This is a genomic window from Streptomyces sp. NPDC057302, from assembly GCF_042667685.1.
Classification (GTDB): Bacteria; Actinomycetota; Actinomycetes; order Streptomycetales; family Streptomycetaceae; genus Streptomyces.
This window is the reverse complement of sequence record NZ_JBHUZJ010000003.1, coordinates 220,598-233,540: the sequence shown is the minus strand read 5'-3', so window position 1 is coordinate 233,540 and position 12,943 is coordinate 220,598. Positions and strand designations below refer to the sequence as shown.

Genomic DNA, 12,943 nt, shown 5'->3' with positions numbered 1-12,943 from the left:
GGCGGCGGTATCCGGATGCTTGTTGTCGTGACCCAGACAGACGTGAATCAGCCGGTCGAGCCCGCCGTGGAGGCGCCGAGGCAGCGGCGCCGCATCCACCGTGCGTGGTTCGTCGCCGCCGTGACCTTCGTGACGATCATCGGCGCCGCGGCGTTCCGCTCCCTGCCGGGCCTGCTCATCGATCCGCTGCACGCCGAGTTCCACTGGTCGCGCGGCACGATCGGCCTCGCCGTCTCCATCAACCTCGCGCTGTACGGGCTCACCGCGCCGTTCGCCGCCGCGCTGATGGACCGCTTCGGCATCCGGAGGGTGGTGGCGGTCGCCCTGATCGTGATCGCGCTCGGCTCCGGCCTCACCGTGTGGATGGAATCCGCCTGGCAGCTGCTGCTGTGCTGGGGGCTGCTCGTCGGGCTCGGCTCGGGGTCCATGGCGCTGGCCTTCGCCGCCACCGTCACCAACCGCTGGTTCACCACGCGGCGCGGACTTGTCACCGGCATCCTGACGGCGGCCTCCGCCTCCGGCCAGCTGATCTTCCTGCCGGTGCTCTCCTGGATGGTGGACACGTACGAGTGGCGTCCCGCCGCGGTGACCGTCGCCCTGGCCGCGCTCGCCGTCGTGCCGTTCGTGTGGCTGCTGCTGCGCGACCATCCGGCGGACGTGGGCGTGAAGCCGTACGGCTCCGAGGAGTTCGTGGCGAAGCCGCCGCCCGCCACGGGGGCCGCACGGCGTGCGGTCACCGTGCTGCTCAAGGCGGCCCGCACCGGGCCGTTCTGGCTGCTCGCCGGGTCCTTCGCCATCTGCGGCGCCTCGACGAACGGGCTCATCCAGACGCACTTCGTGCCCGCCGCGCACGACGAACACATGCCGGTCAGGGTGGCCGCGTCGCTCCTCGCCGTCATCGGCGTCTTCGACGTCGTGGGCACGATCGCTTCCGGCTGGTTCACGGACCGCTTCGACGCGCGGCGGCTGCTCGCCGTGTACTACGCCCTGCGAGGCATCTCGCTGCTCTTCCTGCCGCTGCTGCTGCACGCGACCGTGCACCCGCCGATGATCTTCTTCATCGTCTTCTACGGCCTCGACTGGGTGGCGACCGTGCCGCCGACCCTGGCCCTCTGCCGCGAGCAGTACGGCGAGGACAGTGCCATCGTCTTCGGCTGGGTGCTCGCCTCGCACCAGGTGGGCGCCGCGCTCGTGGCCGTCATCGGCGGTGTCGTACGGGACACCTTCGGGTCGTACGACGTGATGTGGATCGCCTCGGGGGCGCTGTGCGCGGCGGCTGCGCTGATGGCCCTGGTCATCCGGCGCGTCGGGGACGAGAAGGCGGTGCGGCCCGCCGTCACGTAGCGAGCGTGCCGAACGTGCCCCGGTGGAACAGGAGCGGTTCGCCGTCGGCGGTGGCGCCCAGGGCGTCCACCCGGCCGACCACGATCAGGTGGTCGCCGCCGGTGTGCACGGCCTGGATCGTGCAGTCGATCCAGGCCGGTACGCCCGCCAGGCGGGGGGAGCCGGTGACGGGCGCGGGGTCGTACACGACGCCTGCGAACTTGTCGGCGCCGCTCACCGCGAAGCCGCGGCACAGTGCGCCCTGGTCGGCGCCCAGGACGTTGACGCAGAAGACGCCGGCGCGCGCGATGCGCGGCCAGGTCGTCGACGTACGCGCGACCATGAACGAGACGAGGGGCGGGTCGAGGGAGAGCGAGGAGAAGGACTGACAGGCGAACCCGGCGGGGCCCGGTTCACCTTCGGATGCCGGTGCGGTGACAACGGTCACGCCGGTCGCGAAGTTCCCAAGGACCCGCCGGAACTCCCCCGCGTCGAGCGGCGCCCGCTCGTCCTCGCCGACCGCCCGCAACTTCGGGCGGGGGAGTGCTTCGACCCGCCCGGTGGCAGTCGGCGCACCGACCGACCTGAGGTATCGGACGGCGGTGGCCGCCATCCCTGCATGTCCCATCACATCGCCCATTGAAGCTGACGGTTCGTCAGATTGGAAGGGCCGGGGCGGGGCCGTTCCGGAGCGTCATCGCCCCTCGTACGAAGGCGAGCGGCGTTCCACGAAGCTGGCCACGCCCTCGTTCGCGTCCCGCGTCGTCATGTTGATCTCCTGCGCCGCGGCCTCCGCCGCGAAAGCCGTGGCGCGGTCCGAATCGAGGGCCGCGTTGACCAGTTGCTTGGTCATGGCGAGGGCGCGGGTCGGGCCTGTTGCGAGGCGTTCCGCCCAGCTGCGGGCCGTCTTCTCCAGTTCGTCGGCGGGGACGACGCGGTTGACGAGACCGAGCCGTTCGGCCTCCGCCGCCGGCACGGAATCCCCGAAGAAAAGCAGCTCCTTGGCCCGCTGCGGGCCGATCAGGCGGGGCAGCAGATAGGCCCCGCCGCCGTCCGGCACCAGGCCGCGGCGTACGAACACCTCGATGAACTTGGCCTGTTCGGCGGCGATCACCAGGTCACAGGCGAACGCGAGGTGCGCGCCGATCCCGGCCGCGGTTCCGTTCACGGCGGCGATCACCGGCTTCTCGCAGTCCAGGACGGCGGCGATCAGGCGCTGGGCGCCGAGCCTGATCGTGCGGGCCACGTCGCCGGGCACGCGCTCGGCGACGCTCGGGGCGCCGCGCAGGTCGGCCCCCGCGCAGAAGCCCTTGCCGGTCGCCGTGATCACGACGGCCCGCACGCCGGGGTCGGCGGAGGCCTCGGCGAGCAGCGAGATGACGCGTTCGCGCTGGTCCCAGGTGACGGCGTTCATGGCTTCGGGCCGGTTGAGGGTGATCCACGAGACGGCGTTGTCAGTGGCGTGGAGTACCAATGAGTCGAGGGGATCAGTTCCGGCTGCGGGGGAGGGTGACATGGGGGTACGGACTCCATTTCGCTGCGGGGTGTTCAGGTGGGCGGGCGGGCAGAGCGCGCCGCGAAGCGGTGATCCGCAGTCCGGCTCACCGGCAGACGGCCAGGGCGTCGAGCGCGACCGCTCCCTGTCCCCGCGGCAACACCATCAGGGGGTTGATATCCAGCTCAGCCAGCTCATCGCCGAGCTCAAGAGCCATCCGCTGCACCCGCAGCACGACCTCGACGAGCGCGTCGATGTCCGCGGGCGGCGCACCACGGACCCCGTCCAGCAGCGGCCTCCCGCGCAGTTCGGAGAGCATCGCGAGAGCCTGGCCCTCCCCGAAGGGCGGCACCCGTACGGCCACGTCCCGCAGGACCTCGACCAGGACACCCCCGAGCCCGACGGTCACCGTCGGCCCGAACAGCTCGTCCTGCGTCACGCCCACCACCATCTCGACGCCCCGCTCCACCATCTGGCAGACCAGTACGCCGTCCAGCGCGATCCCCTCGTAGCGGGCGATGTCGGTCAGCTCCCGATAGGCGTCGCGGACCTGACTGGCCGAGGTCAACCCCACCTTCACCAGGCCCAGTTCACTCTTGTGGGCGAGCCGCGCCCCGGACGCCTTCATCACCACCGGGTAGCCGACGAGCCCCGCCGCCCGCACGGCTGCCGCCGCACTGGTCACCAACTGCTCGCGCGGTACGCGAATCCCGTACGCGCGCAGCAGCTGCTTCGCCGCGTGCTCGCTCAGCTGCTGACCGGACCGCATCAGGGCCTGCGCCTTGCGGAAGGAGGGCGAGGCGGTGCGCGGGGCCTCGGCGAAGGGGGAGCGGTAGCGGGTCGTGAACCGGTGGTGGTCCAGATAGGCGCGCACCGCCGTGATGCAGTTGGAGAACGTACGGAAGGTGGCCACGCGCGAGGAGCCGAGCAGCGTCGTGCGGTAGGCCTCCTCCGTGCCGACGGGCGAGCCCCACACCACGCACACCAGCTTGTCCGTCTGTTCCGCCGCGTCCACCAGGTCCTGCGCCAGCTTGTCGCTCATCGGCGGGAAGGGACCGGTGATCGGACAGATCAGCACCCCCACCTCCGGATCGTCCAGGATCGCGTCGATGATCTTCCGGCCGCGCCAGTCGCCCACCGGGTGCCCGCCGTTGTCGACGGGGTTGGCGACGTTCAGATAGTCCGGTATCCACTGGTGCAGCTCCGTCTGCTTGGCGTCCGAGAGGGTGGGCAGCCGCAGCCCCGCCTCGGTCGCCAGGTCCGAGAAGTGCGCGCCCGTGCCGCCCGAGATCGAATACACGACGACGCCCTCGGCCCGCGGAGGCCGGGCGCGCGCCAACAGGGCGGAGGTGTCCTGGAGTTCGTCGAGACCGTCCACGCGGATCACGCCGAACTGCCGCATCGCCGCGTCGACGACCGTGTCGGCACCGGTGAGCTTGCCGGTATGTGAGGCGGCCATGCGGGCGCCGGTCTCGGTGCGGCCGACCTTGACCGCGACGACGGGCACACCGCGCTGGGCGGCGCGGTCGGCGGCGAGCAGGAAGGAGCGGCCGTCCTTGAGGCCCTCGACGTAGCAGGCGATGGCGCCGACCTCGGGGCGCTCGGCGAAGTAGGAGATGAAGTCGGAGGTCTCCAGGTCGGCTTCGTTGCCGGTGGGCGCCCAGTGCGAGAGGCGTACGCCGATCTCCTGCATCGTGAAGACGGGGCGGCCCTGGTGGCCGGACTGGGTGATCAGCGCGATCGCCGGTCCTTCGAGGTCGTCGCGGAACTTCTCGAAGGCGTTGAGGTTGGTGTTGGGCCCGAGCAGACGCAGGCCCGAGCGCTCCACGGCGGCGGCGAGACGGGCCTGGGCCGCCGCGCCCTCCTCGCCGGTCTCGGCGAAGCCGGATGCGAAGGCAACGGCGAACTTGACCTTGGACTCGGCCAGTTCCTCGATCACGGGAAGGGGGTCACTGACCAGGAGTACGGCCAGATCGACCTGTTCCGGCAGGTCGGCGACGGAGGGGAAGCAGGGTGTGCCGAAGACGGACTGGCGGGTGGGGTGCACGGGATGCAGCCGGGCGCCGCAGCGCCCGGCCCAGTCCATGAGCTGACGCGTGATGCCGGTGTTCGGCCGCCCCTCGGCGTCCGAAGCGCCGATGACGGCGACGGACTCGGGACGGAAGAACCGGTCCAGATCCGGCACTTCGGCGTACAGAGGGCGGCCGCTGACGTCCAGGTCGTCCGCCGTGGCGGCCCGTCCGTGGACGGCGGGTGCCGGGGCTTCGCCGCAGGCCACAACACGCGCGCGGCGGGGGTCGGTGGTGAAGGTGCCGTAAGTCGATCCAAGCATCGGTCCGCCCCGCTCCTGTGTGACAGCAATGCAACTGACGCATAGTCAGATTACTGAACTGACGCTGTGTCAGGAACAGTGCTGCACAAAGATTGGGGCGGCCCTTCAGCAGTACCCATGGCTCTGGGGGTGCTACTCCTCTCCGGCGATCTCGGGCGCCGGGAGGGAGCAGTACCGGCCACAGGGGTTCTCCGTGCAGGGGCGTCGGTCGACTGCGGCGCCGTCTTGGCTGGTGGCGCGGTTCCCCGCGCCCCTTACGGGGCGATTCGTGGGCCTGCGGTTCTCAGGGGCGGGCCCGGCGGGCTGCCACCGCCTTCGCGATCTTCTCGGCGTCCAGTGCCATCTCACGGAGCATTCCGCTGATGGGGTTGGTGAACCCGGTGAAGTAGAGACCGGGGGCCGACTTGGAGGTGCGGGCGCCACGGACGAGCGGGCTGCCCTTCCGGTCGAGTACGCCGAGGTCGCCGAGGAGCGGCTCCAGGGCGCGGCGGTAGCCCGTGGCCGCGATGACCGTGTCGGGGGCGATCAGCGTGCCGTCGGCGAGGACGACCTTGCCGTCCTCGAAGGAGTCGACGGCCGCGACCGGCTCGACCCGGCCCTTGCGCACCGCGTCGATCAGGCCCACGTCCTGCACCGGGATCGCGCCCTCCTTGACCCGGGAGTACAGGCCGCTGGTGGGGCGCGGCAGCCCCCGCGCGGACAGGTCGGGCACGCTCACCTTGGCGATCGGCCCCGCGAGCCGGTCCACGAGCGCGACGGGCAGCCTGCGGCAGAGGATGCCGGTGCGCTGCGCGGGCCACCCCGCAGTGGAGCGGCGGACGATGTGCGGCGCGGTGCGCACCGCGAGGCGGACACGGGCCGCGCCGCCCTCGACGAGGTCCACGGCGATCTCGGCTCCGGTGTTGCCGACGCCCACGACCAGGACGTCCTTGCCCTCGTAGGGGCGCGGGTCGCGGTAGGAGCCCGCGTGCAGGAGCTCGCCCGTGTACGTGTCGCGGCCGGGCCAGTTCGGCAGGTGGGGCGTGTGGTTGTACCCGGTGGCGATCACGACCGCGCTGCCGGTCAGCTCCCGGCCGCCGCTGGCGTGCAGCAGCCAGCCCGCGCCGTCGGCGGTGCGCTCGATGCGGGAGACCTCGACGCCGGTGACGATCTCCAGCTGGTGGAACTCGGCGTACTTCTCCAGGTAGCGCAGGACGTTGTCACGTGACACCCAGCGTCCGAAGCTGCGCGGTATCGCGAGGCCGGGCAGGGCGGAGAGGCGTCGCGTCGTATGCAGGCGCAGGCGGTCGTAGTGCGTGCGCCAGGAGGCGCCGACCCGGTCGGACTTCTCGAGCACGACCGCGCGAACGCCGCGCGCACGCAGGGCTGCCGCCACGGAAAGCCCGCCGGGTCCGCCGCCGACGACGTACACGGGGCGTTCTTGGTGTGGCATATGTGGGGGAGTGGTGTCGGCCATGAATCTGAGAGTAATCACGTGGTCACTTGATGGGGGACGGTCAAGCCCCAAACCGGTTGCGAATTGATCACGGGTGTACGCGCCGGACCCTCCGTCCGTGGGCTTCGCGCCACGTCGCCGGGCCCACGCGGCGTACGGCCTCTTGCGTACGCCTCTTGCGCACGCGTCGGGCATGCGTTGAACTGACGTACCGTCAGGCATGGACGCGACGCGATCTGACTCGCCCTGCTTCCCCCGGCTTTCCCTGCTTCCCCCGCTTCCTCTGCTTCCCCCGCTTTCCCTGCCTCCCCTGCTCGCCATGTCCAGGCAGGCGTGGCCCGTGGACGACACGATGGGACTGTTCCTGTGAGCACTTCGACCCCCGCGAGCCCGCGCTTCGACCTCCCCGAGCCGGACGCCTTCACCCGCCCCTACTGGGACGCGGCGGCCGATGGCCACCTCCTGATCCGCCGCTGCGGGAGCTGCGGCAAGGCGCACCACTACCCGCGCGAGTTCTGCCCGTACTGCTGGAGCGAGGAGGGCAGTTGGGAGCGGGCGAGTGGGCGGGCCACGCTCTACACCTGGTCGGTGGTCCACCGGAACGACCTGCCGCCGTTCGGCTCCCGCGTCCCGTACGTCGCCGCGGTGGTCGACCTCGCCGAGGGGCCGCGCATGATGACGGAGGTCGTCGACTGCGAGGAGGACGCGCCGGGTGTGCTGCGGATCGGGATGGCGCTGGAGGTGGCGTTCCGAGAGGCGGGGGAAGGCGAGGGTGTAGCGGTGCCGGTGTTCCGGGCGGCTTCGTAAACCGTTTCTGCTGAGGGTGCGCCACGGGGGACCATCGGCCATGGCTTCCTCTCCGCGTCCCGCCTGGCAGTTGACCTCCGACCTCGACGAGTTCCACTCCCGCGCGGCGGCCCTCCTGCGGTCGGCCCCCGCCCTGCACACCGCGCTCCTCAGCGTCACCGACACGCTGCGTACGCGAGGGCTCCATGTGTACGGGGACGAAGACCCCCTCTTCGGGATCCGCACCGAAGGCGTTGACCACCCGGATCACGACGGTCATGGCGCCCACGGCACTCACGGCACTCACGGCACCCACGGCACCCACGGCACCCACGGCGCAGGCCCGGTGAGCGGCGCCTTTCTGTGGACCCCGCCGCACTTCCTCGCGCTGAGCCCGCTCGTCGGCACCGACATCGACACCGACAACGGCATCGACACCGCTGCCGCCGACGACCTCGCCGCAGTCCTCGCCGACGCGGGCCTGAAGCTGCCCGGGGTCGGAGCCGAGAGCGCCACCGCCGCCGCGTTCTCCGCCGCCTGGCAGCGGCGGACGAACACCACCCCCACCGTCAGCTTCCCCCAGCGCCTGTACCGCCTGGGCACCCTCACCCCGCCCGAGCCCGCACCGGCCGGCGGCGCGCGCGTCGCCACCGCCGCCGACCGGGCGCTGCTCGTGCGCTGGCACGGGGAGTACCTCGAGGCCATCGGGGAGAGGGGTGGGACGGGTGCCGGAGAGTGGGCCGACGCCCGTATCGCCTATGGAGGCGCCACCCTCTGGGAGACGCCCGACGGCACCCCGGTCGCCCTTGCGGGCAACACCCGCCAGGTCGCGGGCCAGGTCCGGGTCGCCCCCGTCTACACCCCCGCCGGCCTGCGCGGTCGGGGCTACGGGGGCGCGGCGACCGTCGCGGTGAGCCGCGCCGCGCTGGCGGCGGGCGCGGACGAGGTGCTGCTCTTCACCGACGTCGGCAACCCCACGAGCAACGCGCTCTACCAGCGGATCGGTTTCCGCCCGGTGCGGGACTTCACGCAGTACGGCTTCACGGACTGACCCCCGTCCCACTGGATCCCCCGGCACGCTGGATCCTCCGTCCCGCTGGATCCTCCGTCCCGCTGGATCCCCCGTCCCGCTGGATCCCCTGTTCTCAGACCCTCACGGCCACAGCAGCTCCTTGGACCAGCTGCCGTCCGTCCCCCGCACGTACCGCAGCCGCACGTGCCTGCGGCGCGCGTCGCCCTGGAAGAACTCGACCTCCGTCGGGTCGAGCACGTACAGGGTCCAGCTCGGCGCCGGGGCGTCCGGCTCCGCCTGCGCGTGCTCCCAGGCGGCCTGGCTGGCGGCCACCAGGTCCCCGTACGACGGCAGCACCTCGCTCTGCCTGCCGACCAGCGCCGAAGCCAGTGCCCCGGGCGACCGGCGTCCGAGATCGGCGCGGCTCTCGGCGGCGCTCGCCGTGGTGACCTGGCCCCGCACCCGGACCTGGCGGCCCTGCACCGGCCAGTAGAAGCCGAGCGCGGCTTCGGGGCGCGCCGCGAGCTGGCGGCCCTTCGCGCTGCCCGCGTGGGAGCCGAAGTGCCAGCCCGCGGCGTCCGCGTCGTGCAGCATCAGCGTCCGTACGTCGGGGCGTCCCGAGTCGTCCGCCGTGGCCAGGCTCATGGTGTGCGGTTCCACCTGGCCCGCCTCGGCCACGTCCACGAACCACTGCCAGAACAGGGGGAGCGGTTCGGCGGGGGCGGCCGCCGGGTCGAAGGGGGGCAGTTCGGTGTCCCAGACACGGAGTGAGCGCAGGAGGGCGCGGCCGTGGGTGGTGTCGTCGGGCCGGCTGTCGGATTCGTCCATCCGGCGAATCTACGGGAGCGGCCTTCGCGTGCGGCTCAGCGGTGCGCCGCCAGGTGAGACCCCGCGGGTAACTCCCGTTCAGGTCAAGCCACTTGGATGTTCGTACGCGAATTCGACAAAGATGTTGCGCACTCGTGAATACTTCAACATGATCCCCCTGCGTCCCTTCCGCACCTCGGCCGCACGGGAAGGAAGAACAACATGCGCAAAATCGCAGCACTTCTGACGACAGGGGCCGCGACCGTCTCGCTGCTCGGTCTGGGTACCGTCAGCGCGCAGGCTCAGGGTGAGGCCTGGCAGTACATCGCCACGTACGCCAGCCGCAGCTACTGCATCGACGCGGGTCAGCAGTACGTCCGCGAGGGCTTCAACAAGTACAGGTGTGACGCGAACCCCGGCGGCACCGGCTATTACAAGCTGTACGTCTCCTGATCGGCTGCGGGCGGGGCTGCTCAGCCTCGCCCCAGCACCACCGTCCCCGACGAGCAGAACCATCCGCCCGTCCCCGACGCCACCGCCACCTCCGGGAGCCTTCCGCCCGCCTTCCGTACCTGGCGGCCCTCGCCCGCCTCGCCGCGCAGCTGCCGTACCGCCTCCACGAGGAGGAACAGGCCGCGCATTCCGGGGTGTTGGGCGGAGAGGCCGCCGCCGTCCGTGTTCGTCGGGAGTTCGCCGTCCCGCAGCAGGCGGCCCTTCTCCACGAACGCGCCGCCCTCGCCCTTCGCACAGAACCCGAGGTCCTCAAGGGTCACCAGGGTCATGTAGGTGAAGGCGTCGTAGATCTCCGCCACGTCGACGTCCTCGGGGCGCACTCCCGCCCGTTCGAACGCCAGGCGGCCGCTCACCGCGGCCGGGGAGACCGTGAAGTCCTCCCACTGGGACATCGTCGTGTGCGAGACGTGCTCGCCGGCGCCGAGCACCCAGACCGGGGTCGACGCGCAGTCGGCCACGTACTCCTCCGCCGCCAGGAGCACCGCGCATCCGCCGTCGGACCGTATGCAGCAGTGCAGTTTGGTGAAGGGGTCCGCGATCATCGGTCCTTCGAGGACCTCGTCGACCGTGATCGGGGTGCGGTACATCGCGTCGGGGTTGGTCGCGGCGTTCGCCCGTGCCTGGACCGCGACCGAGGCGAGCTGTTCGAGGGTCGTGCCGTACTCGTGCATGTGGCGGCGGGCCGCCATCGCGTACTTGGAGATCAGGGAGTGCCCGTAGGGGACCTCGAACTGGAGGGGGCCGCGCGCGCCGAACGACAGGTTCGACGTGCGTCGTTTCGCCTTGATGTCCGCCCTCGCCGTCGAGCCGTAGACGAGGAGTACGGCGTTGGCGCGGCCCGCGGCGATCGCGTCCGCCGCGTGGGCGGCCATGACCTCCCAGGTGGAGCCGCCGACGGAGGTGGAGTCGACCCAGCGCGGCTTCAGGCCCAGATACTCGGCGACCTCCACCGGGGCGAGCGTGCCCAGGCCTGCGGACGCGACGCCGTCGATGACCTCGCGGCGAAGGCCCGAGTCGGCGAGGGCGCGGCGGGCGGCCTGGGCGTGCAGGGCGTAGGGGGTGGCTTCGTCGACGCGGCCGCAGTCGGAGAGGGATATGCCGACGACGGCCACTTTGCGCGGACGGGTCACCGCCGCGCCCGTACCGGCCGATGCCGCAGGGGGGCTTGGGGGGAGGGGAGTTGGCATAAATCTGACGGTACATCAGATGTGACGGACGCAGGGAGGTGTTACGTGCCGTCGCGGCGCCGCGCATCTGGTCGCGGCCCTGTGCATCTGGCGGACGCCGACTTAGCATGACGGCCCGTCAGATCCGGGTCGGCCCCCCTCGTGCACGGCGCCGAGGGGCACGGCCGAGGCCCGGGGGAGGAGCTCGCCGATGGACGCCGCCTTCACCGCGGAGCAGGAAGAAATCCGCCGCACCCTTCGTGAGCTCGTCACCAAACGCTGCGGCCCGGACGAGGTGAAGGCCGCGGTCCGCACCCCCGCCGGATACGACGCCGCCCTCTGGTCCGCCCTCGCCGACCAGCTCGGCCTGCCCGGCATCGCCGTCCCCGAGGCGTACGGCGGTGTGGGGTGCGGCTCGGCGGAGCTCGCCCTCAGCAGCGAGGAGCTGGGCCGCGCCCTCACCCCCTCGCCCCTCTTCGCCACCGCAGCGCTGGTCGCCCCGCTCCTGGAGCGGCTCGGCACCGACGGGCAGCGGGCGGAGCTGCTGCCCCGCATCGCGGCGGGCGGCCTGACCGCCGCGCTCGCCGTGCCCGGCGCCGGGCTCGCCACCGCGCTCGGCCTCGTCGGGGACAACCTCGGCGACTGGTCGGGCGGCGGCCGTGCGGGCGGTGTGCAGGCCAAGCTGTCGGACGGCGTCTGGAAGCTCTACGGCCAGGCCGAGCAGGTGCTGGACGGGCACAGCGCCGGGCTGCTCGTCGTGGCCGCGCACACGGGGGGCTTCGCGCGCTCCCGTACGCTCCTCTATCTCGTGCGCGAGGGCGCCGCCGGGCTCGTACGGACCCGGCAGACCTCCCTCGACGAGACCCGGCCGCAGGCCCGCGTCGAACTGCGGGACGTGGCGGCCGAGTTGCTCGGGGCCACTGACGACGCCGATGTGCCGGGCGCGCTCGCCGCGGCCGGTGACGAGGCCGCCACCGTGCTCGCCGCCGAAGCCGTGGGCGCCGCGGACCGGGCGCTCGAGCGGACCGTCGAGTACGTCAAGCAGCGCGAGCAGTTCGGGCGGGCGATCGGGTCCTTCCAGGCCGTCAAGCACCGGCTCGCGGACGTGTACGTACAGGTGCAGGCCGCGCGGTCGGCGGCGTACTACGCGGCATGGGCCGCGGGCGCCGGGTCCGAACAGGTCGGGGGGCTCGCGCTCGCGCAGTCGCTCGACGCGCTGCGGACCGCCGCGTCGGAAGCCGTGCAACTGCACGGCGGCATCGGGTTCACCTGGGAGCACGAGGCGCATCTGTACTTCAAGCGGGCGTCGAGCGACGAGCTGCTCTTCGGGCCCGTGCACCGGCTGCGGGCGCGGGCGGCGGAACGGGCCGAGCTGTTCACCGGCGCGGTGAAGGCCTCGGGCTCAGGCTCGGCCCCGGACGCGCCCCCGTCCTCGTCCCCGTCCCCGTCCCCGGCCTCGGCCCCGGCGCCTTCGCCGACCCCGGAAGCACAGCCGAAGGCGGCCGTCTGATGCCGCCCGGTGTCCGCCTCATACAGAAGATGTCGTCCACCCGGGCCTTCGCGAAGGTCGCCCCGCACTTCATCCCCGCGATGGACCGCACGGTGCACCGCCTCACGCGCGGCAAAGTGCTGCTCAGCGCGAAGATGCTGCCGGGGCTGATCCTGACGGTGCGCGGCGCCAAGAGCGGCCTTCCCCGGCGCACTCCGCTGGCCTGCATGCCGGAGGGGGCGGAAGGACCGCAGGGGCCACAGGGCCCGGAAGGGGCGCAGGAAAAGGGGACTTGGATCCTCGTCGGCTCGAACTTCGGGCGCCCTGGGCACCCGGCCTGGACCGGCAACCTCATCGCCCATCCGGACGCCGACGTCAACTGGCAAGGCGTGGACATTCCGGTCAGGGCGCGGCTCTTGGCTGGGGACGAGCGGGCGGAGGTGTGGGAGGCGGCGCTGAAGTTCTGGCCGCCCTACGCGACGTACCAGTCCCGTGTGGACCGGGAGATCCGGCTGTTCCGCCTGGAGCGGCGCACGGACTGATCGGGGGAGTGCGGGCACGGACTGATCGGGGAACACGGCGGCG

12 protein-coding genes are annotated in these 12,943 nt (G+C 72.1%); 6 read left to right on the top strand and 6 right to left on the bottom strand.

Going from position 1 to position 12,943, the window contains the following annotated elements; all coding sequences use genetic code 11:
• Positions 1-15: 15 nt before the first annotated feature.
• The gene (locus ACFUPX_RS04165; RefSeq protein WP_383315572.1) at positions 16-1,344 is read left to right on the top strand and encodes an MFS transporter; all 1,329 of its coding nucleotides are present in this window, start codon (positions 16-18) and stop codon (positions 1,342-1,344) included.
• On the opposite strand, the gene ACFUPX_RS04160 is transcribed toward ACFUPX_RS04165, so the two are convergent.
• The 4 genes from ACFUPX_RS04160 to ACFUPX_RS04145 form a co-directional block, all read right to left on the bottom strand.
• Positions 1,337-1,951 (bottom strand): flavin reductase family protein, encoded by a 615-nt coding sequence (locus tag ACFUPX_RS04160; RefSeq protein ID WP_383315569.1) that lies wholly within the window; start codon positions 1,949-1,951, stop codon positions 1,337-1,339. The genes ACFUPX_RS04165 and ACFUPX_RS04160 overlap by 8 nt on opposite strands.
• A gap of 66 nt (positions 1,952-2,017) precedes the next feature.
• Entirely contained in the window at positions 2,018-2,839 is an 822-nt protein-coding gene (locus tag ACFUPX_RS04155; protein ID WP_383315566.1) for an enoyl-CoA hydratase/isomerase family protein, read from the bottom strand.
• A gap of 85 nt (positions 2,840-2,924) precedes the next feature.
• Positions 2,925-5,150 carry an acetate--CoA ligase family protein gene (locus ACFUPX_RS04150; RefSeq protein WP_383315563.1) on the bottom strand — a complete coding sequence of 742 codons (2,226 nt, stop codon included), beginning with the start codon at positions 5,148-5,150 and terminating at the stop codon, positions 2,925-2,927.
• 283 nt (positions 5,151-5,433) lie between these two features.
• Positions 5,434-6,606 (bottom strand): flavin-containing monooxygenase, encoded by a 1,173-nt coding sequence (locus ACFUPX_RS04145; protein WP_383315560.1) that lies wholly within the window; start codon positions 6,604-6,606, stop codon positions 5,434-5,436.
• Between the two features lie 345 nt (positions 6,607-6,951).
• Between ACFUPX_RS04145 and ACFUPX_RS04140 the strand changes: the two genes are divergently transcribed.
• On the top strand, positions 6,952-7,392 hold the full coding sequence (locus tag ACFUPX_RS04140) for a Zn-ribbon domain-containing OB-fold protein (RefSeq protein WP_383315557.1): 441 nt from the start codon (positions 6,952-6,954) through the stop codon (positions 7,390-7,392).
• A gap of 40 nt (positions 7,393-7,432) precedes the next feature.
• The gene (locus ACFUPX_RS04135) at positions 7,433-8,422 is read left to right on the top strand and encodes a GNAT family N-acetyltransferase (protein ID WP_383315554.1); all 990 of its coding nucleotides are present in this window, start codon (positions 7,433-7,435) and stop codon (positions 8,420-8,422) included.
• Between the two features lie 102 nt (positions 8,423-8,524).
• On the opposite strand, the gene ACFUPX_RS04130 is transcribed toward ACFUPX_RS04135, so the two are convergent.
• The gene (locus tag ACFUPX_RS04130; RefSeq protein ID WP_383315551.1) at positions 8,525-9,211 is read right to left on the bottom strand and encodes a pyridoxal 5'-phosphate synthase; all 687 of its coding nucleotides are present in this window, start codon (positions 9,209-9,211) and stop codon (positions 8,525-8,527) included.
• A gap of 201 nt (positions 9,212-9,412) precedes the next feature.
• On the opposite strand from ACFUPX_RS04130, the gene ACFUPX_RS04125 reads away from it, so the two are divergent.
• Entirely contained in the window at positions 9,413-9,643 is a 231-nt protein-coding gene (locus ACFUPX_RS04125) for a hypothetical protein (protein ID WP_383315547.1), read from the top strand.
• 20 nt (positions 9,644-9,663) lie between these two features.
• Here the strand turns inward: ACFUPX_RS04125 and ACFUPX_RS04120 are convergent, their stop codons facing one another.
• Positions 9,664-10,890, bottom strand: a complete 1,227-nt coding sequence (locus ACFUPX_RS04120) for an acetyl-CoA acetyltransferase (RefSeq protein ID WP_383315544.1) — start codon at positions 10,888-10,890, stop codon at positions 9,664-9,666.
• A gap of 190 nt (positions 10,891-11,080) precedes the next feature.
• Between ACFUPX_RS04120 and ACFUPX_RS04115 the strand changes: the two genes are divergently transcribed.
• Both ACFUPX_RS04115 and ACFUPX_RS04110 read left to right on the top strand, forming a co-directional pair.
• Entirely contained in the window at positions 11,081-12,379 is a 1,299-nt protein-coding gene (locus ACFUPX_RS04115) for an acyl-CoA dehydrogenase family protein (RefSeq protein ID WP_383315539.1), read from the top strand.
• Positions 12,379-12,900 (top strand): nitroreductase/quinone reductase family protein, encoded by a 522-nt coding sequence (locus ACFUPX_RS04110; RefSeq protein WP_383315536.1) that lies wholly within the window; start codon positions 12,379-12,381, stop codon positions 12,898-12,900. Before ACFUPX_RS04115 ends, ACFUPX_RS04110 begins: the two co-directional genes overlap by 1 nt.
• Positions 12,901-12,943: the final 43 nt, after the last annotated feature.

Excerpts from the sequence above, each read along its gene's own strand:
- ACFUPX_RS04165 (WP_383315572.1), top strand. The coding sequence starts at position 16 with ATGCTTGTTGTCGTGACCCAGACAGACGTGAATCAGCCGGTCGAGCCC.
- ACFUPX_RS04160 (WP_383315569.1), bottom strand. The coding sequence starts at position 1,951 with ATGGGACATGCAGGGATGGCGGCCACCGCCGTCCGATACCTCAGGTCG.
- ACFUPX_RS04155 (WP_383315566.1), bottom strand. The coding sequence starts at position 2,839 with ATGTCACCCTCCCCCGCAGCCGGAACTGATCCCCTCGACTCATTGGTA.
- ACFUPX_RS04150 (WP_383315563.1), bottom strand. The coding sequence starts at position 5,150 with ATGCTTGGATCGACTTACGGCACCTTCACCACCGACCCCCGCCGCGCG.
- ACFUPX_RS04145 (WP_383315560.1), bottom strand. The coding sequence starts at position 6,606 with ATGGCCGACACCACTCCCCCACATATGCCACACCAAGAACGCCCCGTG.
- ACFUPX_RS04135 (WP_383315554.1), top strand. The coding sequence starts at position 7,433 with ATGGCTTCCTCTCCGCGTCCCGCCTGGCAGTTGACCTCCGACCTCGAC.
- ACFUPX_RS04130 (WP_383315551.1), bottom strand. The coding sequence starts at position 9,211 with ATGGACGAATCCGACAGCCGGCCCGACGACACCACCCACGGCCGCGCC.
- ACFUPX_RS04125 (WP_383315547.1), top strand. The coding sequence starts at position 9,413 with ATGCGCAAAATCGCAGCACTTCTGACGACAGGGGCCGCGACCGTCTCG.
- ACFUPX_RS04120 (WP_383315544.1), bottom strand. The coding sequence starts at position 10,890 with ATGCCAACTCCCCTCCCCCCAAGCCCCCCTGCGGCATCGGCCGGTACG.
- ACFUPX_RS04115 (WP_383315539.1), top strand. The coding sequence starts at position 11,081 with ATGGACGCCGCCTTCACCGCGGAGCAGGAAGAAATCCGCCGCACCCTT.
- ACFUPX_RS04110 (WP_383315536.1), top strand. The coding sequence starts at position 12,379 with ATGCCGCCCGGTGTCCGCCTCATACAGAAGATGTCGTCCACCCGGGCC.